General features: G+C 63.0%; 17 protein-coding genes and 5 pseudogenes. 11 read left to right on the plus strand and 11 right to left on the minus strand.

Annotation, left to right across the window (positions count from 1 at the left end):
• Positions 1-499: 499 nt before the first annotated feature.
• Positions 500-1,711 (minus strand): annotated as a pseudogene (locus GLR48_RS01465) (IS256 family transposase).
• Positions 1,712-1,870: 159 nt separating this feature from the next.
• Between GLR48_RS01465 and GLR48_RS01470 the strand changes: the two are divergent.
• Positions 1,871-2,522 (plus strand): annotated as a pseudogene (locus GLR48_RS01470) (transposase); the annotation flags it as partial.
• Between the two features lie 309 nt (positions 2,523-2,831).
• On the opposite strand, the pseudogene GLR48_RS01475 reads toward GLR48_RS01470, so the two are convergent.
• The 3 genes and pseudogenes from GLR48_RS01475 to GLR48_RS01485 form a co-directional block, all read right to left on the minus strand.
• Positions 2,832-3,669, minus strand: a pseudogene (locus GLR48_RS01475) (transposase); the annotation flags it as partial.
• A 236-nt stretch (positions 3,670-3,905) separates the two neighbouring features.
• Complete coding sequence (locus GLR48_RS01480) at positions 3,906-5,144, minus strand: HAMP domain-containing sensor histidine kinase (protein ID WP_237058060.1); 1,239 nt, start codon at positions 5,142-5,144, stop codon at positions 3,906-3,908.
• Between the two features lie 6 nt (positions 5,145-5,150).
• Positions 5,151-5,843 (minus strand): response regulator transcription factor, encoded by a 693-nt coding sequence (locus tag GLR48_RS01485; protein ID WP_237058062.1) that lies wholly within the window; start codon positions 5,841-5,843, stop codon positions 5,151-5,153.
• A gap of 139 nt (positions 5,844-5,982) precedes the next feature.
• Here GLR48_RS01485 and GLR48_RS01490 point away from each other — a divergent pair, with 139 nt between their 5' ends.
• The 3 genes from GLR48_RS01490 to GLR48_RS01500 are packed head-to-tail and all read left to right on the plus strand — an operon-like array spanning position 5,983 to position 11,657.
• Positions 5,983-7,350, plus strand: a complete 1,368-nt coding sequence (locus GLR48_RS01490; RefSeq protein WP_237058064.1) for an efflux transporter outer membrane subunit — start codon at positions 5,983-5,985, stop codon at positions 7,348-7,350.
• A 3-nt stretch (positions 7,351-7,353) separates the two neighbouring features.
• Positions 7,354-8,559 carry an efflux RND transporter periplasmic adaptor subunit gene (locus GLR48_RS01495; RefSeq protein ID WP_237058066.1) on the plus strand — a complete coding sequence of 402 codons (1,206 nt, stop codon included), beginning with the start codon at positions 7,354-7,356 and terminating at the stop codon, positions 8,557-8,559.
• Positions 8,556-11,657, plus strand: coding sequence for an efflux RND transporter permease subunit (locus GLR48_RS01500; protein ID WP_237058068.1), 3,102 nt, complete (start codon positions 8,556-8,558; stop codon positions 11,655-11,657). The genes GLR48_RS01495 and GLR48_RS01500 overlap by 4 nt, the downstream gene beginning before the upstream one ends.
• Before the next feature lie 401 nt (positions 11,658-12,058).
• On the opposite strand, the gene GLR48_RS01505 is transcribed toward GLR48_RS01500, so the two are convergent.
• The 6 genes from GLR48_RS01505 to GLR48_RS01530 all read right to left on the minus strand — a co-directional run bounded on the left by GLR48_RS01505 (position 12,059) and on the right by GLR48_RS01530 (position 18,800).
• Positions 12,059-13,387 (minus strand): TRAP transporter large permease, encoded by a 1,329-nt coding sequence (locus GLR48_RS01505; RefSeq protein WP_237058070.1) that lies wholly within the window; start codon positions 13,385-13,387, stop codon positions 12,059-12,061.
• A complete protein-coding gene (locus GLR48_RS01510; RefSeq protein ID WP_237058072.1) occupies positions 13,384-13,941 on the minus strand; it encodes a TRAP transporter small permease subunit in 558 nt (185 codons plus the stop codon). Before GLR48_RS01510 ends, GLR48_RS01505 begins: the two co-directional genes overlap by 4 nt.
• A gap of 64 nt (positions 13,942-14,005) precedes the next feature.
• The gene (locus GLR48_RS01515; RefSeq protein WP_237058074.1) at positions 14,006-15,058 is read right to left on the minus strand and encodes a C4-dicarboxylate TRAP transporter substrate-binding protein; all 1,053 of its coding nucleotides are present in this window, start codon (positions 15,056-15,058) and stop codon (positions 14,006-14,008) included.
• Positions 15,059-15,091: 33 nt separating this feature from the next.
• Entirely contained in the window at positions 15,092-17,473 is a 2,382-nt protein-coding gene (locus GLR48_RS01520; protein WP_237058076.1) for a xanthine dehydrogenase family protein molybdopterin-binding subunit, read from the minus strand.
• Positions 17,470-17,970 carry a (2Fe-2S)-binding protein gene (locus tag GLR48_RS01525; protein WP_237058078.1) on the minus strand — a complete coding sequence of 167 codons (501 nt, stop codon included), beginning with the start codon at positions 17,968-17,970 and terminating at the stop codon, positions 17,470-17,472. Before GLR48_RS01525 ends, GLR48_RS01520 begins: the two co-directional genes overlap by 4 nt.
• The gene (locus tag GLR48_RS01530) at positions 17,967-18,800 is read right to left on the minus strand and encodes an FAD binding domain-containing protein (protein ID WP_237058080.1); all 834 of its coding nucleotides are present in this window, start codon (positions 18,798-18,800) and stop codon (positions 17,967-17,969) included. Before GLR48_RS01530 ends, GLR48_RS01525 begins: the two co-directional genes overlap by 4 nt.
• Before the next feature lie 136 nt (positions 18,801-18,936).
• On the opposite strand from GLR48_RS01530, the gene GLR48_RS01535 reads away from it, so the two are divergent.
• The 7 genes and pseudogenes from GLR48_RS01535 (at position 18,937) to GLR48_RS01565 (ending at position 24,118) form a co-directional block, all read left to right on the plus strand.
• Complete coding sequence (locus GLR48_RS01535) at positions 18,937-19,545, plus strand: TetR/AcrR family transcriptional regulator (RefSeq protein ID WP_237058082.1); 609 nt, start codon at positions 18,937-18,939, stop codon at positions 19,543-19,545.
• Positions 19,546-19,833: 288 nt separating this feature from the next.
• Complete coding sequence (locus GLR48_RS01540; protein ID WP_237058083.1) at positions 19,834-20,973, plus strand: extracellular catalytic domain type 1 short-chain-length polyhydroxyalkanoate depolymerase; 1,140 nt, start codon at positions 19,834-19,836, stop codon at positions 20,971-20,973.
• 279 nt (positions 20,974-21,252) lie between these two features.
• A pseudogene (locus tag GLR48_RS01545) lies at positions 21,253-21,456 on the plus strand (Rieske 2Fe-2S domain-containing protein); the annotation flags it as partial.
• A 3-nt stretch (positions 21,457-21,459) separates the two neighbouring features.
• On the plus strand, positions 21,460-21,819 hold the full coding sequence (locus GLR48_RS01550; protein ID WP_237064613.1) for a hypothetical protein: 360 nt from the start codon (positions 21,460-21,462) through the stop codon (positions 21,817-21,819).
• Between the two features lie 28 nt (positions 21,820-21,847).
• Positions 21,848-22,264, plus strand: a complete 417-nt coding sequence (locus GLR48_RS01555) for a RidA family protein (protein WP_237058085.1) — start codon at positions 21,848-21,850, stop codon at positions 22,262-22,264.
• Complete coding sequence (locus GLR48_RS01560; RefSeq protein WP_237058087.1) at positions 22,261-22,935, plus strand: DUF1028 domain-containing protein; 675 nt, start codon at positions 22,261-22,263, stop codon at positions 22,933-22,935. Before GLR48_RS01555 ends, GLR48_RS01560 begins: the two co-directional genes overlap by 4 nt.
• Positions 22,936-22,975: 40 nt before the next feature.
• Positions 22,976-24,118 (plus strand): annotated as a pseudogene (locus tag GLR48_RS01565) (LysR family transcriptional regulator).
• Positions 24,119-24,305: 187 nt separating this feature from the next.
• On the opposite strand, the gene GLR48_RS01570 reads toward GLR48_RS01565, so the two are convergent.
• Positions 24,306-24,470 carry a hypothetical protein gene (locus tag GLR48_RS01570; protein ID WP_237058089.1) on the minus strand — a complete coding sequence of 55 codons (165 nt, stop codon included), beginning with the start codon at positions 24,468-24,470 and terminating at the stop codon, positions 24,306-24,308.
• Positions 24,471-24,475 lie beyond the last annotated feature (5 nt).

The following is a 24,475-nucleotide window of genomic DNA, read 5'->3' on the forward strand; positions in this document are numbered from 1 at the left end:
CACCTGTTTCGAGTAACTGATTGCGGGGCTTCTGACCGCAATGAGATCATCCGTCATTTCGGACTACACGTCACACATTAAATTTTGTGAAATCTCGCACCTGTCATGCCGAAGTTTCGGGACGTTAGCGTCATTTCCGGCCTGACCGTGGTTTCAGAGAGGCTAGGTCTACAGGGCCAGGCTGCGTCCCATTGTTCGAACATCATGGCCCTTGGGCGTCAGGTTCACCGGGATCACCCCCAAGCGCTACAATTCCACCCTGCGCAACGCGGTGCGTTCGTTGTCGCCTGTGACCATCCGACGGGTAAAATCTATCAGCTCGTGGCTAGGCGCATTGACCTGCTCCCCTGAAATGTCCGCGATTTGGGGTTAGTCTGTTCTTTGCAAAGGAGACAGACGATGAAGCTATCAGGGTTCACGGAAGAGCAGATCATAGGCATTTTGAGATAGCGTTCTGGGGCGTGGTGTAATTTTTTCTCCGGCTCGGACTTGAGCCGGATTATAGGGCGGCGATTTGCGCCGGGTCTATGGTACCATCTTCGCAGACGGCGGCGACTGTTTCCAGAGTCATGTAGCGGCGCGTGACCGCCCATTCGTCGTTCTGCTCTAGCATCAAGGCGCCGATGAGACGTCTGATGGCTGGTGCATTGGGGAAAACGCCAACGACGTTGGTTCGGCGCTTGATCTCTTTGTTGAGGCGTTCAAGCGGGTTGGTCGAGTGGATTTGCCGCCAACGTGCCTGCGGGAAAGTCTTGTAGGCCAGCATGTCGTCTTCTGCGCGCAGCATTAGCTCGGCGAGTTTGGTGTGACGTGGACGGAAGGCCTCGATCAGCTTCGCCCAGTGCTACTTCGATGCGACGCGTGTGTCTTCGTCAAATGCCGTCCTGAGCGCCGCCGCGAAGATTTGACGGTCCTTCTTGCCAACACAGGCCAGAGCATTGCGCATGAAGTGAAACCTGCAACGCTGGATCGTAGCCCCTAACACCTTTGCTGCTGCGGCCTTTAGACCTTTATGCTCATCAGCGATGATCAGCTTGACGCCGCGCCGGCCGCGATCAGCCAGCGAACGCAGGAACTCATCCCAAAACACCTCCGCCTCGCTGGGCTGAATAGCGACGCCCAGAACCTCGCGTCGCCCGTCCAGAGTGACCACCACCGCTACTATGGCAGCGACACTGACAATGCGTCCGGCGCGTCTGACTTTGATGTAGGTGGCATCCAGCCAGAGATAGGGCCATTCGCCCTCCAGTGGCCTCTCAACGAAGGCTTCAACGCGTTCGTCGATCTCGACGCACAGGCGCGAGACCTGGCTCTTGGAGACGCCGGTCATGCCCATCGCTTTCATCAGATCATCGACCGAGCGGGTTGAGACGCCCTGAATGTAGGCTTCCTGGATCACAGCCGTCATTGCCTATTCCGAGGCCCGACGGGGTTCCGGGAACTCCGGAAAATATGACCCCTTCCGAAGCTTCGGAATCTGAACATCGACGGTCCCGGCCCGGGTTTCCTACCGGCGCTCACGATATCCATTCCGCTGGTTGACCCGCTCAGCACGGCGCTCATGCGCACCGGCACCGCACAGTTGGTCCACGTCGAGCGACATCCAACGGTCGGCGACAAAACCCAGCATCTCGGCCAGTATTTGATGGTCTGCGGTCTCTGAAGGAAGCGACTTCAGCGCCATGGCTTCTGCTATAGTATCCTTGGTCATGGGTGATCTCCTCGATCGGTAGGTTAGGTCTGCAACCCAAATCCTAACGGAGAACGTCCATGGCCACCCAGAAACCCGCGCGGGCTTCGCCTGAGCTACGCATGGCTTCACTCAGCCCGCGCTACCTTGGGATTTACACCACGCCCCGGAGCATAGCCCATTTTGAAGGAGCACCAGGCTGGGCTTGGGGCGAAGGATCTGTGCCGCAAGCACGGCGTCAGCGATGCGACCTTCTATAAATGGCGCGCCAAGTTCGGCGGGATGGGGGTGTCGGACGCGAAGAGGCTGAAGGCGCTTGAGGTTGAGAAGGCCAAGCTCAAGAAGTTGCTGGCCGAGCAGATGATGGATGTGTCGACGCTGAAGGAGATGCTGGGAAAAAACTTCTGAGGCCCGGTGCACGGCGTCGCGCCGTGGATTGGGCCATGACACAGAAGGAATACCGGCAGCGGCGGACTTGTGCTTTGGCAGGCATCGATCCGCGCGTTTATCGCCGACCACCGCTGCGATCGGAAGACGTTGACCTGCGGGCACGCCTCAAGGCCCCGTCGTCGGAACGCCGGCGGTTCGGCTATCGGCGACTGCATGTCCTGCTGCGGCACGAAGCTAGTCTGTGAACTGGAAGAAACTCTACCGGATCTACAAGGAGGAGGGGCTGACCGTGCGAAAATGTGGTGGCAGAAAACGTGCGTTGGGCACCAGAGCGCCGATGGCAATCCCGCAGGGGCCAAACCAGCGGTGGAGCCTTGACTTCGTTTCCGACAGCTTGTCCTGCGGTCGCCGGTTCCGGATACTGAACGTGATCGACGACTTCAACCTTCACCGCCCGCATTCAAGCCTCGCTGGCCTGACACCACAGGAATATGCTAACCGGTCAGAAGAAGACCAAAACCTGAACAGAGCTAACTCATAAACGAGGACTCTCAGGGGAGCGGGTCAGGCGCTGCGCCAGAAGACTGGCTATGCGTTCTGACCTACCCCCCGTTCGTCCCTCGTTCATAACGAGACTCCTAGGGTTTGATATTCGTCGGTTTCGGGTGTGGCAAGCGCGCCGGGCGCGGTGCCATCAAGTAGCTCAAGCGCTCGGCGCGCTTCTGCGGGGGTCTTGTTCCCGAGCTAGGACGTTGTCGGAAACGATACAAGCGGGTTTCCCATAGATCCGGACTAGTGCATCCAACTCTCGTGCGACCCTGGCCCCGGAGATGCTGGTGTCGGGGACCAAGCATAGGTTTTCGCGCCAACAATCGTCATCGACCGCCAGGATGCGGAATTTGCGACAGGCCCCGAAAGTGTCGGACAGGAAGTCCAAGGACCAGCGCTGGTTCGGGCGCAATGGCATTGGCATTGGTGTGCGGCTGCCTCGCGCCCGTTTCCGGCCTCTACGGCGGCGCACTGACAGGCCCTCTTCCCGGTAAATCCGATAGAGCTTCTTTTCGTTCATAATCATGCCCACGCGCTCCAGCAGGACGCCAATGCGCCCCTCTCGGCAGATTGCTGCGCAATCGCCTGCCGGGCAGCGGGATAACCGAACCGGCGACGTTTCTCAGCAATCTTGTTCATTTCCAGACGGATCTCCGGGTTATCGGGCGGCCTTTCGCACCGCACGGTTTTCGGTTCGACACCGATCAGGACGCAGACCCGGCGTTGAGAGATCTGATGATCCCGCAGCGCTGCGTCCCGCCGTTGCATCGGCGTCGTCAGAGCTTTCCCAAGAGATCCTTCAGCACAACATTGTCCAGCATGACATCTGCCACCAGGCGTTTCAGCTTCGCGTTCTCATCTTCGAGCTGTTTCAGCCGCTTGGCGTCAGACAAATCCATCCCGCCATACTTGGCCTTCAGCTTGTAGAACGTGGCAGGACCCAAGCCATGCTTCCGGCACAGATCAGCCGTCGGCAAACCAGCCTCCTGCTCTTTGATCATCCCGATTATCTGCGCTTCGGTGAAACAGCTTTTCCTCATCTCGTCTGCTCCTTCAGGTTGGGCAGAAACTACATCAGATCGAGGGAACTTCCGGGCAGCAGGCCACGTCGCCTCAGCAGTGTCTTCAGCTTTGGCGTCAGGCCCCGGCGCGTGCCGCTGATCAGCACTTTTGTCGTCGATACATCGTGTCCGGTTTCAAGAATATCCGTTAGGACCGTGCAACGAGCCGGGCAATTCGTCACTGACACGATGAGCATGTCCGACACGTTCCGAAGCTATTTCAGGCTTCTATCGTCTACGGGAATCGTGATCGTAATTTGGAAGCCACCGCTGTCTATGTTCGACGCGGCAATCGCACCGCCATGCGCTTTGATTGCACCATATGAAATTGCCAGACCAAGGCCGACACCGACGGAATCCGCCTGCGCATTCAGCCGCACGAATGGACTGAAGATTGCGTCAAGGTCAGTCTCTGGCACACCGGCCCCCTCGTCGGCCACCGCGAGTGTCATGGCTTCGGTGCTGCGGCACCCCGTCACGATCACGGTGCCCCCCGGCGGCGAATGGTTCAGCGCATTGCGGATCACGTTCTCGCACGCCCGGTGCAGAAGTTCGGGATCGCCTTGCAGGTCAAGGACGTCAGCCCCGGCATAACGCACATCGATGCCCCGGGCGCGACCTTCGAACTTCGCATCCGCAATGATATTCTCGATGATATCCAGCAAATCGAATGTCTGGAAGGAATTGACCCGCTCGCTTTTCTCGAACCGGGCCAGAGTCAGGATTTCATCGACGAGATGGTCGAGCCGCGCGATGTCCCCCTCCATCCGGCCGGCGAGCGCGACACCCCGCGCCGGTGTTTTCTCGATCAGTCCCACGGCCGCACGCAAGCGCGCCAGCGGCGACCGGATTTCGTGGGAGATGTCGTGGAACAGCCGGCTGCGCCCGTCCGATAAGGCTTGCAGCCGTGCGGCCGCATGGTCGAAGTCGCGGCCCAGGTCCTGAATTTCCTGGTTAGTCGTGCGCAAACGCCCCTGCATCCGCGTCTCCAGCCGGCCCGCTGCAAGTGATCGCAGCCCTTGGCTCACCGCCCTGATCGGCTGCGTCAGCCACCGGGACAGCCAGATCGCCATAAATGCACTGACGCAGATGCCAAGGAACAGAGGCAGCGTCGCCGGGCGCAAGGCCATCACCACAGCGTCAGTGCTGCTGATCTGCACGACCTCAAAACAGTCCGGACCGGGCGCCCCGATGACCCCGGGCCGACCGCAGGGCACTTGCGGGTCGAGGTGGACATTCGGATGCGCCGGGGCGACCTGCTGCCAGAAGGTCAGCACGCCCGCTGCACCGGACGCGGCGTGGATCAGCGGCAACTCTTCGCGCAGAAGTTCGGGCTCTGCCATGCGCCGCGCCTCTTGCGGCGGTGTGACGTCCACGAACAGGATCAAGACCGACACCAGCAGCAGCGTCAGCAGGTTGGCCGCCCAGACGAAGGCAAAGACCCGCAGGATCATGGCGCGTTACTCCCGGACAAGAAGATACCCGATCCCGCGCAGGCTCTGGATCGGAGAGCGGCCATCGTCGAAGCTGCCGATCTTCTGCCGGATCGCCGAGACGTGCACATCCACCGCGCGGTCGTAGGCGGCAATGGGACGGCCCAGACCCTGTTGCGACAGGTCCGACCGCGACACGGGCTTTCCGATCTGCGCCATCAACACGTCGAGGATATTGAATTCCACCCCGGTCAGCGTAATCGGTTGATTGGCCCAAGTCGCAATGCGGCGCTGCCGGTCGATGGTCAGCGGCCCTTCTTTCTGCACGGCCGCATTCTCGGTCACAGCGCCTGCAGCGCTATGGCTGCGGCGCAGGATGGCGCGCACCCGTGCGGCCAGTTCGGCAGGCGAACACGGCTTGGCCAGATAATCATCGGCCCCCAGGTCGAGGCCCGTGATCCGGTCCGCCTCGTCACCGCGTCCCGTCAGCATCAGCACCGGCACGGTGCCTTCCGACCGGATGTGACGCAGCACCTGCAATCCGTCGACGCGGGGCATCATGATATCCAGCACGACGATGTCGGCGCGCGCGTCGACGATGCGGCCCAAGGCACGCTCGCCATCGCCTGCGACGGACACCTGAAAGCCCTCCTGCTCCAGATACTCGCCCAGCAAGGCCGTCAGTGCTGCGTCATCATCGATCAACAGGATGCGTGTCATGGTCGAAAGGCTCCTCTCGTGGCAACCTTAACGGTCTGCCACGGCCCGGATAGCCAGCTTTTCGCTTCTTTGCACAAACTTGACACAACTTAACATCCGCCCGCGCCATATGAAACCGACCGCGTTTCGGAGCCTGTAGATGAAGACCGCCCTTACCATTCTCAGTGCCTGCATGCTGGCAGGGTGCAGCGTCCCGCTGATCCAGCCGGATGCGACGCAACAGGTGTCAGATCATTACAGTGCGGCCGGTCTGCCCCGTGGGCCTGCGCTGGACGTGAACTGGTGGTCCAACCTGGGCGATGTGCAATTGACGCAGGTGCTGGCCCTGTCACAGGCCAACAGCCCCGACCTGCGCAGCGCCGCAGCCAGCGTCATTGCGGCCCGCGCACAGGCCGGGCAAAGCGCTGCGAACCTGGCGCCCGGCGTCAACGGGTCGGCGTCTGCCACCACAACGGCTGTCGGGTTCGACCAGCGCACGACGACCAGTGCGGCCCTGCTGGATGCAAGCTGGGAGGTTGACCTCTTCGGTCGCACGCGCAATGCCGCAACGGCCGATGCAATCCGCGCCCGTGCCGAGGAGGTGTCCTACGCCGGTAGCTATGTCTCGCTCGCCGCCGAAGTCGCGAATGGCTACGTCACCTACCGCGCCTGCAAACTGGCCGAGACGGACTACGCCGCCGCTCTCACATCCCAGCAGGACACGCTGTCCGCATCGCGCAGTCTGGTGGACGCGGGCATCAGCGCCGCCGCCGACCTGTCCTTGGCCCGCGCCAATGTGGCAAGCGCCGAGATCACGTTGACCAGCCAGAAAGCCGACTGCCGGGTCGCGGCGCAAGGTCTGGCCCGCATCGTCGGTGTGCCGCAAACGCAGATCGACGCTACGCTGGCGAAGGGTGGCGGATTGCCCGGCATAAAGGCGTTCCGGGTCGCGTCGGTCCCCGCCGACATGCTGCGCCAGCGCCCCGATGTCGTCGCCGCCGAACAGCAATTCGCAGCCAGCCTGCTGGACCTCAAGGTTGCGCAGGCACAGCTTTACCCCTCCCTGACCCTTGGCGGCAATGTCAGCCTGTCAGACCCTGCGTCGTGGTCGTTCGGCCCGGCCCTGTCGCTGCCGATCCTTGATGGCGGCGCATCGCGCGCCAACGTCCGCGCGACGAACGCAGCGGCGCTGATCGCGGCCGAGACCTACCGTGCCACCGTCCTGACCGCCGTGGCAGAGGTCGAAGGCGCGCTGACCCGTCTGGCCGCCGCGCGGTCCAATCTGGACAGCGCCGAACGGCTGGTCGCGCAATATCAGGACTATTTCGACGCGGTGGACGAAGACTGGAAGGCGGGCGGTGCCACACTGCTGGACCGCGAGGATGCACGCCGGCAGGTGCAGTCGGCGCGGATCACCCGGATCATCCAGCGCCAGACGGTGCTGAACCAGTGGATCACACTTTACAAGGCGGTCGGCGGCGGCTGGGTGCCCGTCGCCCCCGCCGCAGCGCCCACAACAGAAAGCTGAGACATGTTCAAGAAACGCATCACCCTGCTGATCGTGATCGCTCTGATCGCGCTTGCCGTTGCCGTCTATTTCCTGCGCCCGACACAGTCGCCCACGGTCGCGCATACCGGGACCACCCCGGCCACGGCAGAGCCTGCGACGACAGCCGCCGCCTTGACCGTCACCGTCAGCCCGCCTGAAACCGCCGACTGGCCGGTCGAGGTGACCGCAAGCGGCTGGCTGGCCGCGTGGCAGGATGTCGTGATTTCCGCACAGGTCGGCGGCCAGATGATCCAGACGGTCGAGGCCGCCGTGGGTGACACCGTGGCAGAGGGCGCCGTCATCGCCACCCTGTCGCGCACGTCGCTGGACAACGACATCCTGCAGCTGGAGGCATCACTGGAATCCGCGCAGGCCGCCCTTGATCAGGCCACGGCAGAGGCGGACCGCGCCCGAAAGCTGAGCGGCGGCAGCGCGATATCCGAGCAGCAAGCCGCCCAATATGTCGCGACCGAACGCAAAGCCAAAGCCGACGTCGCCTCTGCCGAGGCGCAACTTGCGTCTGCCAATCTCGACCTGTCCCATACGCAGGTGACGGCAGTCACAGGCGGCATCGTCGCGTCCCGCAGCGCGGCGATCGGCGATGTCGTGGCCGAGGGGCAAGAGTTGTTCCGTCTGGTCCGCGATGGCCGCGTCGAATGGCAGGCCGAAGTCCCCTTGGGGCAGTTGCGGCAGGTCGAGGTCGGCACACCCGTCATCGTGCCGACGCCGCTTGGAAACATCACCGGAACGGTGCGGCGCATCGCGCCTGCCGCATCGGAAAGCAACGGACGGGTGATCGTCTACGTGGCCCTGACCCCGCCGGACGGCGACACGCAGCCCAAGACCGGGATCATGATATCCGGCGTATTCCAGACCGGCCTGCGCCCCGCGCTGTCGGTGCCCGCCTCTGCCGTCGTGATGCAGGACGGTTTTTCCTATGTCTTCGCGCTGAACGATGACGGGGCGACCGTCACGCGGATCAAGGTCGACACGGACCGCCGACAGCGCGACCGGGTCGAGATCACCAGCGCCCTGTCTGCAGACGCGCAGATCGTCCATTCGGGCGGCGCCTTCCTGTCGGACGGGTCCGTCGTGCGGGTTGTGACGCAGGATGCAGCGAGTGCCGACGCGGCGGATACGCAAACGGCGCTGAAGACGGCGAATGACCAGACAGGAGCCGACCGATGAACATGTCCGCTTGGGCGATCCGCAATCCGGTTCCGCCAATCCTCGCCTTCTTGCTGCTGACCGTCATGGGTCTGATGGCCTTCAACCGGCTCGACGTGCAGAACTTTCCCGACATGTCGCTGCCGACGATCACGATCTCGGCCAGCCTTGAAGGGGCTGCTGCGGCACAACTGGAAACCGAGGTCGCCCGCAAGATCGAGGATCAGCTGACAGGCCTGTCGCAACTCGATTCCGTCACAACGACGATCACCGACGGATCCGTGAACATCTCTGTCGCCTTCGCTGTCGGCAAGGACGTACAGATCGCCGCGGACGAGGTGCAGTCCGCCGTCGATCAGGCGCGGAGCGACCTGCCGTCCGAGATGAACGCGCCAACTGTGTCCAAGTCGTCCCTCTCGGGTGGGCCGCTGATCACCTACGTCGTCAGTTCCGACAAGCTGGGCGACGCAGAACTCAGCTGGTTCATCGACAACGACCTGAAGCGGGCGCTGATGTCCGTCGACGGCGTGGGCGAGGTCGGCCGTCTGGGCGGTGTGGACCGGGAAATTCATGTCACGCTGAACCCGCTGCTGCTGAACGGTCTCGGCCTGTCGACATCCGACGTGAACAGCGCACTGGACGCCGTGCAGCGCGACCTGTCCGGCGGCAAGGCCGAGATTGGCGACGTGTCTCAGTCCGTCCGCGTGCTGGCCGCATCCGAAAGCGTCGCGGACCTGCGCGCAACACCGATCCCGCTGCCCAACGGCAGCTGGGTGCGGCTGGATGAACTCGGCACCGTGACGGACACGAACGCCGACATCTCGTCGCTCGCCTATCTGAACGGGCAGCCTGTGATTGCGGCGCAGATCAAGCGGTTGACCGGGTATTCGGACATCGAGGTGACCGAAAATGCCCGCGCCGCAGTCGAAGCCTTCGCCGCCGCAAACCCGCAGGTCACGATCACCGAGGCTTACAACACCATCCTGCCGACGGAGCAGAACTACGACGCCTCCATGACCATGCTGTACGAAGGCGCGATCATCGCCGTGATCGTGGTGTTCCTATTCCTGATGGAATGGCGCGGCACGATGCTGGCCGCCATCGCCCTGCCTCTGTCGATCATCCCGACGTTTCTGGTGATGGACTATCTGGACTATTCACTGAACACGGTGACTCTGCTGGCCCTGTCACTGGTCGTCGGCATCCTCGTCGATGACGCCATCGTCGAGGTCGAGAATATCGAGCGTCACATGCAGATGGGCAAACCCGCCTATGAGGCGTCAATGGAGGCCGCGGACGAGATCGGCCTCGCGGTGATCGCCACGTCCTTCACCCTGATCGCCGTCTTCATGCCGACCGCCTTCATGGGGGGTGTCATCGGGATCATCTTCAAGCAGTTCGGGATAACGGCGTCGGTCGCGGTGTTCTTTTCCCTGCTTGTCGCACGCCTGATCACCCCGATGATGGCCGCCTATATGATGCAGGCCAAACCCGAGGCGGAAAAGCCCGACGGCATCATCATGCGCAGCTATCTGACGCTAATCCGGGGTGCCTTGCGGCGGCGCTGGATTCCGGTGCTGGGTGTCATCGCTTTCTTCGGGCTGACCATTTTCATGCTGGGCCACCTATCGACGGGCTTCTTCCCGGCCTCCGACAGCAGCCAGACGCAGGTGAACATCACCACGGCCCCCGGCACGACCATCGCGGAAACCGACGCCGTGTCGCGCCGGGTGTCCGATGCGGTCGTAGGTGTCGATCATGTGCTGGCGGTGTTTCAGGCCACCGGGTCCGCGTCCAGCGGCGGCATGGGGGGTGGCAGCGCGACCAGTTCCGTCACGGCGGCGACCATCGTCGTCGACCTGACCAACATCGACGACCGCGACGTGACCCAGACCGAAATCGAGGCATCCCTGCGCGAAGCGGTGCAGGACATCCCCGGTGCCCGGATCGAGGTCGGATCGGGCGGCAACGGCACGCAGCTTCAGATCACGATGGCCGGCGACAATTCCGACACGCTGGAACAGGCCGCCACCGATCTGGAAGAGGAGGTGCGCGCCAACATTCAGGGGATCGGCAACGTCACCTCCTCCGCGTCCATCCAGTCGCCCGAGATCGTCATCACACCCGACCTCGCTGTCGCGGCGTCCTACGGCGTGACGTCGCAAGGCATCTCCGACGCGATCCGCGTCGCGACCTCCGGTGCCTACGACTCGGCACTGTCGAAACTGAACCTGCCAGAACGACAGATTCCGATCCGGGTCACGCTGGACGATCAGGCGCGCCAAAGCCTTGAGCAGATCAAGCAACTGCCGGTGGCAGGGGTCGACGGAAATGTGACGCTCGGTGCCATCGCCGACGTGTCGATGGGGTCGTCACCGTCGCAAATCAACCGCCTTGACCGGTCCCGCAACGTGTCCGTCACGATCGAATTGAACGGACGCGGCCTGTCGGACGTCAATGCAGAGGTGGCCCGACTGTCCAGTTACCAGACCCTGCCCGCAGGCGTCAGCCTTGTCGAACAGGGCGACATCAAGCAGCAGTCGGAACTGTTCACGAACTTCGCGACCGCCATGGCACTGGGCATCTTCTGCGTCTACGCGGTGCTGGTTCTGCTGTTCAACGACTTCCTGCAACCGGTCACGATCCTGACGGCTTTGCCACTGGCCCTTGGCGGGGCGCTGTTTCCGCTCGTCGTGACTGGCACCAGTTTCTCGATGCCGGCGGTTATCGGGCTGCTGCTGTTGATGGGGATCGTGTCGAAGAACTCGATCCTGCTGGTCGATTACGCGCTTGAGGCGCGCAAGACCGGCATGAACCGCTTCGACGCGCTGGTCGACGCCTGTCACAAGCGCGCGCGGCCCATCGTCATGACCACGGTCGCCATGTCGGCCGGCATGCTGCCCGCCGCACTTGGTTTGGTCGAGGGCGACCCCAGCTTCCGCCAACCCATGGCGACGGTCGTGATCGGGGGGCTGGTGACATCCACGTTGCTCAGTCTGCTGGTCATTCCGGTGGTCTATACCTTCATCGACGATCTTGAGCAGGTCGTCGCGCGCCGTTTCAGAGTCAAGGGAGCCGAAGGCGCGGGTCCTCATGATCGGATCGTCAAAGACCGGTGATGCGATTTATGCAGCAACACTTTCGATTGCATCGCCTCTTTGGCACATCACATCCCGATGACGGCTCAAATTCGTGATATTGCCGCGATCAGTCAGGCACTGCCCGGCACTGCCCTGTCGTCCGCAAAGCAGACCTCTGTGCAAATCGCAGCGAACGTTCACGTCCCGCCCAAGCCTAAAAATTTGATGCCGTTGGATTTTTTTTGCTCGACAAAGAACTCCCCCGGCCCTTTTCCAGCCCCTTACCAGTCAAACTGCGGCCAACTGGAAGCCAGACGTCGGCCAGCCAGAGGGTGCCGAAACCATGACGATGCGTCGCACGCCAAACTTGGCGTCAGCGGACGTCGCGACGGCTCATCTGGCAGACACCATTTGATTTTAGAACCCGATCAATACATCGGTCAAAGCAGTGCTGTCGCCGTTGCCGGCAAAAGCGCGACGACGAGCAGCACGAGCAGCATGACTCCGATGAACGGCAGCGTGGCGGCAAATATCTGCTCAACCGTGACATCGGGATCGTTCAGCGTGTTGTGCACCGTGAAGACGGAAATGCCAAACGGCGGTGTCAGCAATCCGATCTCGACCGCCAGCACGGTGATGATGCCAAAGTGGCTGAGGTCGATGCCAAGGCCCTGCGCGATCGGGGCCGCAATCGGGACCATGATCAACAGGATCGACGTGCTGTCGAGGATCATGCCCATCGCAAGGATGATGACGGCATAAAAGAACAGGAAACCCAGCGGGGAAAATCCGCCTGCCCGCACCAGGTCGGCGATGGCATTGGGCAGGCCCGCGATGGACAGCATGCGGGAATAATAGCTGGCAGCAATCAGCAGGACGAGGATCGCGACAGAGATCGCGCCTGTCTGCTTCATCACCAGCCACATCTTGCCGCCACCAAGGCTGCGCCGCCAGAGCGCGATGACCAGCGCACCAAAGGCGCCGATTCCGCCCGCCTCGGTCGGTGTGAAGAAGCCGGAATAAAGACCGCCCAGCACCAGCATCACCAGCAGGATGATCGGGATCAGCTTGGCGAACATGGTGCCGGCTGACATGTTCGGTCCGGTGCGATCCAGCCGTTTGGCGCGGGCTGCGGCCGGATCGGTATAGACGAACCCCGGAAACGCAACAGACACGCCCATCAGCATCACGACAAAGCCCACGGCCAGCAGGACGCCGGGGATCAGGCCCGCGATGAACATGCCGCCGATGCTGACCTCGGCCAGCACGCCGTAGATGATCAGCAGCAGGCTGGGCGGGATCAGCATCCCCAGGACCGAACTGCCCGCGACGGTCCCTGCGGCAAAGGCCGGGCGGTAGCCGTGCCGTGTCATCTCGGGCACCGCGACACGGGTAAAGACGGCCGCAGACGCCATGGAGACGCCAGTGACGGCGGCGAAGATCGTGTTCGCGGCGACGGTCGCGACACCCAGACCGCATAGCACGCGGCGCAGCAACTCCTCTGCCACCTCGAAAGTGTCGCGGCCTACGTTGGAGACGCTGACCAGCAGGCCCATCAGCACGAACAGCGGGATGGTGGCAAAGAGGTAATCCGCGATGCCGCTATAGGCGGTCAGTTCCAGCATCTTGAACGCAAGTCCGCTGTTGTCGCGGATGATCCAGATGCCGAGGAAGCCCACCGCGAACAGCGCGTAGGCGATCTGCAGCCCCAGCAGGACGAGTCCGACCAGCAGAGCGATCAGCAGAAAACCGATCGTCAGGGTCGTCATGCGGCACCGCCCGGCGCGCGCCACATCATCGCGGCACGGTAGAGGCAGGCCAGCAACGCCACGGCGCAGCCCAGCACCGTAATCGCGCGGAACGGCAGCGTTGGAATGGTGAACACGCCCTGCACGCCGAAAAACTCCGCCGTAGTGAAGGCGTTGACCGTATTGGGCCAGGACGCCCAGAGGATTAGTGCAAAGACCAGCGCGCCGATCAGCGCGAAAAGTGTGTCCAGCACGCGCGCGGCACCGGGGCTGGCGCTGCCGATCCGGCGGATCAGGAAATCGGCGCGGGTCAGACGTCCCTGCATCACGGCAGCGGCAATCTGCAGAAAGACGATCGCGACGACCGATCGGCCCGCAATTTCCGCGACCCCGGTGATCGGCGCGTTGAAGAAGTTGCGCCCGATCACGTCGAACACGATCATCACCATCATCAATCCGATCCAGATGGTGCCGATGGCGGACATCAGGTTTGCCACGCTGCCCAACGCGGCCCCGACAGGAGCCGTGGCAAAGGACGGGGCGGAATCTGTCTTGATCTCGGTCTCTTCTGCCATCGCCCTCACCATGTCATGGTATTGGCCCGGCCCCGGCGTGCGGGGCGCGGGCCGTCGTTCAGGTTCAGCGGTTCGCGTCCCAGTCGCGCCCCGGCGTCACGCCATTGTCGCGCAGTGCCTGGAAATAGGCGGCCAGCACGGTCATGCCGTCCTCGCCGGTCTGCTCCAGCCAAGGGGCCACGATGTCAGGCAGATTGGCGATCCACTTGGCCTTTTCTTCTGGTGCCAGTTCATGCACCTGAAGGCCGGCCGCCTGCATCTCGGTCATGGCCTTGGTCGCGAGTTCGGTGACGTAGTCGCCATGAGCGGTAGAGGTCACCTTGGCCGCGGCCAAGAACGCCTCCTGCACCGGGGCCGGCAGACCGTCGAAGAAGTCCTTGTTCGCGGCGATCGCGCCGAAATACATCGATCCCAGCCCGACGCGGGTCAGGTCGGGGGCAACTTCATACACGCGGGTCGGCAGGATGCCCGACGCGAAGGACAGCGTGCCTTCGGTCACGCCGGTCTGGATGTTGGTGTAATAGGTGGTCAGCGCCCCGTCGACGGGCGTGGCCCCTGTCCCCTGCAGCCAGTTTGCCGAAGTGCCGGGCGCGTTCAGTTTGCGGTTCTGCAGGTCTTCCATCGTGTTGATCGGAAAATTGGCGTAGATGTCATAGCTGTCAGTGATCAGCGATGACAGCGGCACCATGTTCTGCGCGGTCCAGCTGTCGTGCAGGGCGGGCAGGTTGGCAGAGAGATCGTCGAAGATCTTGATCAGCAGCTTGTGGTCCTCGGTCGCAAAGGGCGTGAAGTAGGTCACGTTCTGCAAGGGCATCGCCGCCCCTTCCCAGACCGTGCCGACCATGCCCACGTCGACGATACCGTCGCTGACGGCCGCCCGCGTGTCGGTGAATTTATACAGCGTGCCGCCGTAGGATTCGTTCCACTCGACCTTGTACTCACCCTTTTCGGCAAGGATGCGATCCACCTCGGGCTGGAACGCGTTCTTCATCGCGTAAACCCAGATGTTTGCCTCGGGGTGGCTGGACCCGATGTTGACGGTGACGGTGTCCTGCGCAAAGGCCGTGCCGGCCAAGAGCGTCAGGGCGGTGCTGGCGAAGAGTGTCCTGATGGTCATGATGTTCCTCCCTTGTGGGCGCGTTGGCCCGGTTCAGTCTGTCAGTTTTCCAAGTCCGCGCAGCACCCGCTCGGGTGTGAACGGCATTGCCGTCACCTCCCCCCCCAGCGGGCGCAGTGCGTCATTGATCGCATTCATCACGGCAGCGGCGGCGCCTGCCGTCCCCGCCTCGCCCGCGCCCTTTGCGCCAAGGTCGCTTTCCAGCGTCGGCGTCTCGACGTGGGCGATGATCATGTCGGGCATTTCACCGGCCATCGGCACAAGATAGTCGGCCATCGACCCGTTCAGCAGTTGCCCCTCGGCATCGTAATGCAGTTCTTCGAACAGGGCGGCGCCCAGCCCCTGCACGATGCCGCCCCGGATCTGTTCGTCGACCAGCTGCGGATTGATGACGCGGCCGCAATCCTCGACGCACCAGTGCTTCAGCAGCGTGACGGCGCCGGTGTCGGTGTCGACCTCGACGTAAGACGCCTGCACGCCGTTGGTGAAGGCAAAGGGGTAGTCGGCGGGCGTGTAATGCCGGGTCTGCACCAACTCGCGCGGCAGCCCCTTGGGCAAGGTGTCGCCCCGGAAATAGACGATGCGGCCCAATTCCGCGAGCGGCATGCGGTCGGCCCCGTCGGCCATGTCCACCACCGCGCCGTCGCGGATGTCGAGCGTGTCGGACGCAGATTGCAGCATCGCGCCTGCGACCTCAAGAATGGCGCCGCGCAGGGCGCGTGCGGCCTGCAACGCCGCCTCACCGCCGATGCCTGCCCCGCGAGACGCCCACGTGCCGCCGCCGTAGGGCGTGGACTGGGTGTCACCGGTGATGATGCGGACCGCGCTGGGCAGGACACCGACGCCTTCGGCAACGATCTGCGACAGCATGGCCTCGGTCCCCTGCCCCTGCTCGGTGACCGACGACGCGGCGACGATGCTGCCGTCCGGGTCCATCCGCACGGTGCAGCCGTCCTGCGCCGAGATCCGCGCACCGCCGATGCCATACATGAAGGGCGACGGGTTCGTCAGTTCGATGAAGCTCGCGATCCCGATACCACGCACGACGCCACGCGCCTTTGCCTCGGCCTGATCGGCGCGCAGGGCGTCGTAGTCCATCAAGGTGATCAGCTTGTCGAGGCTCGCATGATGCGACAGCCCCTCGAACCGCATCTTGGCAGGAGACACGGCAGGATAGGCGTCGTCGGCAAACAGGTTGCGACGGCGGATTTCCACCGGGTCCATGCCCAGCTTTGCCGCCGCCATGTCCACCAGACCTTCGGTCACGGTGACGGCGATGGGGTGGCCTACGGCGCGATACTGACTGGTCGGCGTCTTGTTCTGAAACACGACAGTCGTCTTGGCACGGTAGTCCTTAAAGTCGTAAGGCCCGCCGCACAGGTTCACGACCTGATTGCCCTCGATGGCAGAGGTGCGGGGATAGACAGAATAGGCCCCGATCGCAGTCCAGTCGTCGATGTCGAAGGCGAGGATCTTGCCGTCCTTGTCCACCGCGATGCGCCCCCAGATCTCGTGATCGCGGGCGTGGATGTCGGTGGTGAAGCTTTCCAGCCGGTCGGCGATGAACTTGACCGGCCGCGCCATGATCTTGGCGATGGCCGCGGTCGCGATCTCGTCCGGATAGATGTGGACCTTGATGCCATAGGACCCGCCGACGTCACCGCAAACTACCCGGACGCGGGATTCCGGCAGGTCGAGGTGTTGCGCCAGCACGACCTGGATCATGTGGGGCGCCTGCGTGGCGTGCCAGGCGGTCATCTGCCCTTCGCCGGGGTTCCAGTCAACGAGGATGGACCGCGGTTCCAGCGTGACGCCGGTATGTCGCCCGGTCTGGAAATGCGCCTCGACCACGGTATGCGCGGCAGCAAAGACCGCATCCACGTCGCCTTCGTCGTGCTGGCGCTGAAAGGCGAGGTTGTCGCCCATGTCCGGGTGCAGGACCGGCGTCGCCTCGTCCAGCGCGGTCATCATGTCGGTGACCTCTGGCAAGGTCTCGTAGTCGACGTCGACCAGCGCTGCGCCATCCTCTGCCGCCGCTCGGGTCGAGGCCACGACAGCGGCGAGAGGCTCGCCGACCCAGCAGGCGCGGTCCACGGCGATGGCGTGCTCGGGCGGCGACTTCAGCCCCTTGAGGTGCGCAAGTGTGCCGACCCAAGGCGTGCAGACCGCAGCAATCTCGGCCCCGGTGAAGACCCGCAGCACGCCCTTGACGGCCAGCGCCCCGGTCGCGTCGATCCCGGTGATCTTCGCATGGGCATGGGGGCTACGCACGAAGGCGACGTGCACCATGCGCGGCAACACCATGTCATCAACGTATTGCCCGCGCCCCTGCACCAGACGCTTGGCGTTCGGGCGCGGCACCGTCTTGCCGATATAGCTGTTGGGCCGGTCCGGGTTGCCGAAGGGGGAATTCATGCCACCCCTCCATCCGCGCGCGCCTGTGCGACGCTTTCGATCGCGTCGACGATCGCCTCGTATCCGGTGCAGCGGCAATAGTTGCCGGACAGGTGTTCGCGGATCGTGGCCCGGTCGGGCACGCCGCCCACGGCCAGCAGATCGGCGGCGGCGACCAGCATGCCCGGCGTGCAGAAGCCGCACTGCAGCGCGTTGCGCGCGACGAAGGCGGCCTGCAGGTCGCTGACGCTGCCATTGTCGCTCAGGCCCTCGATCGTCCAGACCTCTGCCCCGTCGGCCTGTGCGGCCAGCATCAGGCAGCCGCGCACCGCCTGCCCGTCGACCCGCACGGTGCAGGCCCCGCAGACGCCGTGTTCGCAACTGGCATGCGCCCCGGTCAGCCCCAGATCGAGGCGCAGGAAATCCACGAGGTGGCGGCCCGCCGGCACGCGGGCCTCGACCGCCTCGCCGTTCACGGTCAGGGCGATGTCGATGCGGTCGGTGAAAGTGGCGGTCATGCGGACTCTCCGTTCAGGTCGGCGATTGCACGTTCCAGCAGAACGCCGGCCAGATGGCGGCGGTAGGCGGCACTGGCCTGCGTGTCGGACGGCGGGTCAAGGGCGTCGCGCAGGGCTGCGACCGCGCCCGCCACATCGCCCCCATCCAGCTTGTCCATCGCCGCCGTCGCCAGTTCCGGGTGCGTCCCGACCGAGATGCAGACGATCCGGTGCCCTGCCTTGCGGCGCACGACGCAGAGCCCTGCCAGAGCGTAATCGCCGGACCTGCGGGCCAGTTCATGGATCACCTGACGCTCGCCCTCCTCGGCCACTGGCAGGCTGAGTGCGGTCAGGATTTCGCCCTCGCGCAGCGTCGTCTCGAACACGCCGGTAAAGAAATCAGCGGCGGGAATGTCACGCACGCCGTCCGGTCCGTTCACATGGATCGTCGCATCCAACGCCAGCACGCACGCGGGAAATTCAGCGGCCGGGTCCGCATGGGCCAAGGCGCCGCCGATGGTGCCACGATTCCGGATCGCAGCGTGGGCGATCAGGTCCGTTGCCTTGCGCAACAAGGGTGCATGTTGCGCGATCAGAGCATCGCTCGCCACTTCAGCATGTCGGGTCAGGGCACCGATCCGCAGACGGTCGCCTTCGCGCGCAACACCTTTCAGCGCGGCAATATGATTGATGTCGACCAGCAGGTCGCCGGTGCTGAGACGCATATTCATCGCGGCGACAAGACTTTGCCCGCCCGCCAGCACGCGCGCCATTCCATCGCCCTGCGCCAGAAGATCCAGCGCATGACGCAAATCCACAGCGCGGGCATAGCCACCAACCGATGCTTTCACCGCATCCCTCCTCCCGTTCGCGTCGCGCCCTCCAGCACGATTGTTGATCAATCGATCAACCTTATTGATCATACGATCATTAGTTGGCACAACATTGCAAGTGGTATTTTTGGGCCGATCGTATCAAGGAGCGACCATGGACAACGAGACCGCCCCAGACCGCCGCCGCCTACCCCCAGACGAGCGTCGACGCCAGATCGTGGACGGGGCCGTGGCGTTCTTTGCCGACGTCGGGCTTGACGGCAACACGCGTGACCTGGCCAAACGGCTGGGCGTCACGCAGTCCCTGCTGTTCAACTACTTCGCTTCCAAATCCGACCTGCTCGAAGCGGTCTATGAACACGTCTACCTCAACCGCTTGTCCGACGACTGGCCGACCCTTCTGACGGACCGCGACCGGTCAATCCGCGACCGCGTGCTGCAGTTCTACGACGCCTACAGCAAGCTGATCTTTCAGTATGAATGGATGCGGATCTTCATGTTCTCGGGTCTGGCAGGCGCGGAATTGAATCGGCGCTATCTGGATCATTTGCGGCAGGTCATCTTCATCCCCCTGCTGGCCGAAATGCAGGCGGCGTCCCGTCATCCGGACAAGGTCCAGATGGAGGATCTGTGGAACCTGCACGGCGGCATCGTCTATATCGGCATCCGCCAGCACATCTATCAGGTCCCCTGCCCCGCGAACCCGACCGAGGCCATCACACGCGCCGTCGATCGCTTTCTCACGGCGTTCGACGTCAGATGAATTGAAATTCAAGGATCATTGCAGAGTCAGAACCGAATTTCCGGTTCTGGTGGGATCGTAGATCCCTCTCGCAGACAGATGTCTTTCGTCGCGGCAAACCAAGCCTGGCGCCGAGTGTATTCAGTGACATGACCGGAACACATAGCCGGTTTGCGCCGCGTAGGCCGTTTGGCTGGAACTGATGATCCACATCGCGCGTAAGCTGTGTGGGCCGTCTCTGCGCTGGCGTGTGTCGCACGAACAACAATCCGCCACGGCGTCCCTGTCCGAATTCATCTGGTGAGGCGCATGTTCAATCCGTTCAAGACAGTGCAGGCCCGCAGCCGCAAGCAGATGCGAAAGGCCACCACGTTGGCTCTCGGACAGGTGGCCGGCGCGATGCGGCCCAAGCCCACCAAGGCAAAGGCCCGGCCGAAATCCCCGTTGAAGGGTGCCGGTCAGGCGCTGAACCGGGTCAACGTTCAACCGAAAGTGTCGGTAAAACCTGCGGCGAAGGCCAAGCCGCCAACGGCGACTACGCGGTCACGCATGCCGATACCGCGCGGGGCAACCTTCAGGTCACTGACCCACGAGGCTCCGTTCGGCAGCCTGGACTACAAACTGTATCTGCCCGCCACAGCCACACGTGCAGAGCGCGCGCTGCCACTCCTCGTCATGCTCCACGGCTGCGGACAAACACCGGATGATTTCGCGACCGGCACAGGCATGAACGCATTGGCCGAGGAGCTCGGTCTCATCGTCGTCTACCCAGCCCAGAACCGCCACGCGCAGCAGAACCGCTGTTGGAACTGGTATCGCCGGGGGGATCAAAGCCGGGTCACCGGCGAACCCGCCCTTCTTGCAGACCTGACGCGCATGGTCCTGAGCACCACACCTGCCGATCCCGCGCGGGTCTATGTGGCCGGTCTGTCGGCCGGGGCCTCGATGGCGCTGATCCTGGCCGCAGCATATCCCGACATCTTTGCCGCCGTCGGTGCCCATTCGGGGCTCTCCGTCGGGTCAGCCCACGATGCGTCGACCGCAATGATCGCCATGAAGCATGGCGCACCGGGTAGCCGCTCTCCCGCGCCGATGCCCACGATCAATTTCCACGGCGAAAACGACAAGGTCGTTCATGTCCGGAACGGACGCTATGTCGCCGCGCGCGCGGCCGACGCTTACCCCGACCTGATCAGCACCGCACGCAAGGGTCGCATCCCCGACGGGCACCCGTTCGTGCGCCAATCGCACCGCAAGGGCACAGGAAAATCGTTTACCGAATTCTGGGTCATTACGGGTGCCGGTCATACATGGTCAGGCGGAAGCCCAGCGGGACGGTTCACCGATCCTGCCGGCCCCGACGCGTCCCGTGAAATGCTACGCTTCATGCTGCAACACCGGACGACATTGAAGCTACGCAAGGCTGCGGCACGGGTTAGCGCAACCTGATATCTGGGAACCGAAGATCGCGATGTCTTCTTGGTAAGTCGCAAAGCAGACCTTGGTGACCGGCGTGGCGAAGGTCCGGTTCGCGCCGACCTTTCCGATTTTACGTTAAGCAGCGAGTGGCGGCTTTTTCAGTAGTCCATGGTTAGCTTTTGCCAAAGCATGACTGCGAAAGAGGTTGCTTTATTTATCTGCGATCTCTGACGATGTGTAGGATGCGACGGGATGATTGCAGAGCTGCTTTCTAAGCGCTCCGACCCGACGCCATGAGGATGTTTTACCGTGTCATGGGGAGACGTCACCTTGGACCTGGCGGACCGACCGATCATCGTTTTGCGCGACACGGCCAGTACCTTTCGTGCGATGTCAAATGTCTGTCGGCGCCGCATGTCGGTCCTGCTCGAAGGCCGTGGCAACACGTGTCGCATTGTCTGCCCCTGTCACACCTGGACCTACAATCTGGACGGATCACTGCGCGGGGGGCCTGCGATGGATCAGAACGATGGATTTTGCAAATCGGTCGACAGTCTGCCGGATATCCGTTGTGACGACTGGCTGGGCTGGGTCTTTGCGACGCTGGACCCGGACGCGCTGCCCGTCGCGCAGCAACGGGCAAAGGTCGAAGCCTTTGTCGGTGACGACGACATGGCAAACCCCACCGAAACCATTTTTGAAACTCACATCCGGGACACCCATTGGAAGGTTCTGGCCGAGAACTTCATGGAAAGCTGTCACTTGTCCGTCTGCCATGCAGGGACAAGGGGTGCACGGACAAGCTCTATCGGGGGCATCTGTCACATCTTGAAAGGCCAGACTATGATTTTGCGCAGTATATCAACGCAGGCATAAAGGCTGCGGGCAACAAGCAGGACCAGACATGACTCATATTCGCATCCGCCCATTCAACACCAAGGACACCTATCCCGAACAGTCGCTCGACAATGACCTGTGTCAGGCGGTCGTGACGCAGGGTGGCAAGACGGTGTATCTGCGTGGGCAATGCCCGCAAAGCCTGGATGACTTCACGAACATCGACAGCCATGATCCCGCGGAACAGACCCACAAGGTCATGCAGAACATCAAGCAACTGATCGAGGAAGCTGGTGGCGAAATGGCCGATCTGGTCAAAGTGGTCGTCTATATCACCGACGTGCGTCACCGAGAGGCCGTTTACCGGACCATGGGTGAATACATCAAAGGCGTGCACCCGGTCTCGACCGGGCTGGTTGTGCAGGCGCTGGCGCGGCCGGAATGGCTGGTCGAGATCGACGGCACTGCGGTGATCCCGGCATGACGTTCTCGCTGGTCGCGCGCTGCGCGCAAACTGGCATGTTCGGGACGGCGGTCGCCTCGTCCTCGCCCGCCGTGGCCGCCCGGTGTTCCTATACCCGCGAGGGCGTTGGTGCCGTGTCGAGCCAGAACATCACCGATCCGACACTGGGGCCACTGGCGCTGGATTTGATGCAAGACGGCCTGTCCGCAGAGGACGCAATTGCGCACATTCAGGAACACGGGCAGTTCCTGGACTACCGGCAGGTTCTGGCCATTGATCGCGGCGGTCGCACGGCGATCCACTCGGGGCCGCGCTCGCTTGGCATCTGGACGCAGGCGCGCGGACAGGACGTGATTGCGGCGGGCAACCTGCTGGACAATGAAGCCGTGCCACAGGCCATGGTAGCCGCGTTCGAGTCCGCGACCGGCCATCTGGGTGATCGCCTGATGGCGGCGATGGCTGCCGGCCTGGCGGCTGGCGGAGAGGCAGGTCCGATCCATTCGGCGGGTCTGCAGCTCTGCGATGCCGTGCCCTGGCCGGTAGCCGATCTGCGGTGCGACTGGACCGACGATTGCCCGATTGCGGCGGTCGCTGCGGCATGGGCCGTCTATCACCCGCAGCTTGACGCCTATGTGCAACGGGCCCTCGACCCGCGTGCGGCCCCGTCCTACGGTGTTGCGGGGGACGAATAACGCAGCTTGAACTTGCGGGCACCGAACGCCACTCTTGCGCATGCCTTTGCGTTTTTCATTCAGACAGCTGGAGTATCTGGTGGCCGTCGGCGAGGCGAGCACGATTGCCATGGCCGCACAGCGCGTCAACGTGTCGTCACCGTCGATATCGTCGGCGATCAGCCAGCTTGAAACCGATCTGGGCCTGCAATTGTTCGTGCGCCATCATGCCCAAGGACTGTCCCTGACGCCGGGCGGTCGGCGGGTTTTCAACGCGGCGAAACAGATCCTGTTCAGCGCCAACGGCCTGACGGATCTTGCGAATGACATCGTGGAAACGGCGCGTGGACCGATCACGGTGGGCGCGCTTTCGACGGTCGCCCCGATCGTCAGCGCCCGTTTGCGCCGGTCGTTCGAGTCCGCATATCCGGACGCATCGGTGATACTGAAAGAAGGCAGCCAAACCGATCTGCTGCGCATGTTGGGGCAGGCTGAAATCGACGTCGCGATCACCTATGACCTTTAAATCCTGAAGGACATCCAGTTCGAGGCATTGGCGGCCCTGCCGCCCTGCGTCATGCTGGCCAAGGATCACCCGAAGGCCGCGCAACCCTCATTGACCCTGGCCGAGCTGGCAGGCGAGGCCATGACCCTGCTCGACCTGCCGCTCAGCCGCGAATATTTCCTGTCGCTGTTCCATGATTGCGGTCTGCGGCCGAATATCACCGCGCGGACATCCGACATGTCGATGGTCCGCAGCCTTGTAGCCAATGGCTTTGGGTTTGGTCTGGTCAATATGCGCACGCGCTCTGATCTGGCACCGAATGGCGAAAAGCTGGTGACGCTACCGCTGACGGGGCCAGTCCGGCCCGTGGCGCTGGGATTGGCGACCAAGCGGTCAGATCATCGGTTCGGCATTGTGGCGGCCTTCTTTCGGCACGCCAAAGACCACCTGCACGACACCGGACTGCTGGGCTTGGACGATCCGCATGAAAGCCCCGTGGCAAGCCGTTCCAGAAGCGCGTCCAGCATCCGGTCGCATCTGGCAAGTTGGTCGCGGCTGACAAATTCATCCGGCCGATGCCCCTGCGCCATGGACCCCGGCCCGCAAACGACTGTCGGGATCCCCAGTTGCGTTGAAAACAAACCGCCCTCCGTGCCAAAGGCGACCTTGATCGTCGCATGCCATCGGTCAGGGATGTGACGAAACGGACCACGTCGGAATCCTCACCCGTCGCAAGTGGAAGGTAGCTGCCGGTGGTCTCGATCACGATGTCGGCCTCTGGAAAGGTCTGACGCAGCGGGTCCAGCACATCCTGTGCTACCTGTCTCAGCCGGTCCAGAATGACCTGCGGATCATCGGCCGGCAGATTGCGGATTTCAAACAGCAACTATGCCGTCTTGGGCACGATATTCAGCGCAACACCGCCACAGATGCGCCCGACATGCAGCATCGAATAGGCGATAACGTCGTCATCATCCTGCAGTGACGTGCCGCTGATGTCGGAGACCGTCGGAAACTCGATCAGCGCCTTCAGAATATCAACCGTTTGCATGCGCT

The sequence above is a fragment of the Loktanella sp. M215 genome (assembly GCF_021735925.1).
In the GTDB taxonomy this organism is placed as follows: Bacteria; Pseudomonadota; Alphaproteobacteria; order Rhodobacterales; family Rhodobacteraceae; genus Loktanella.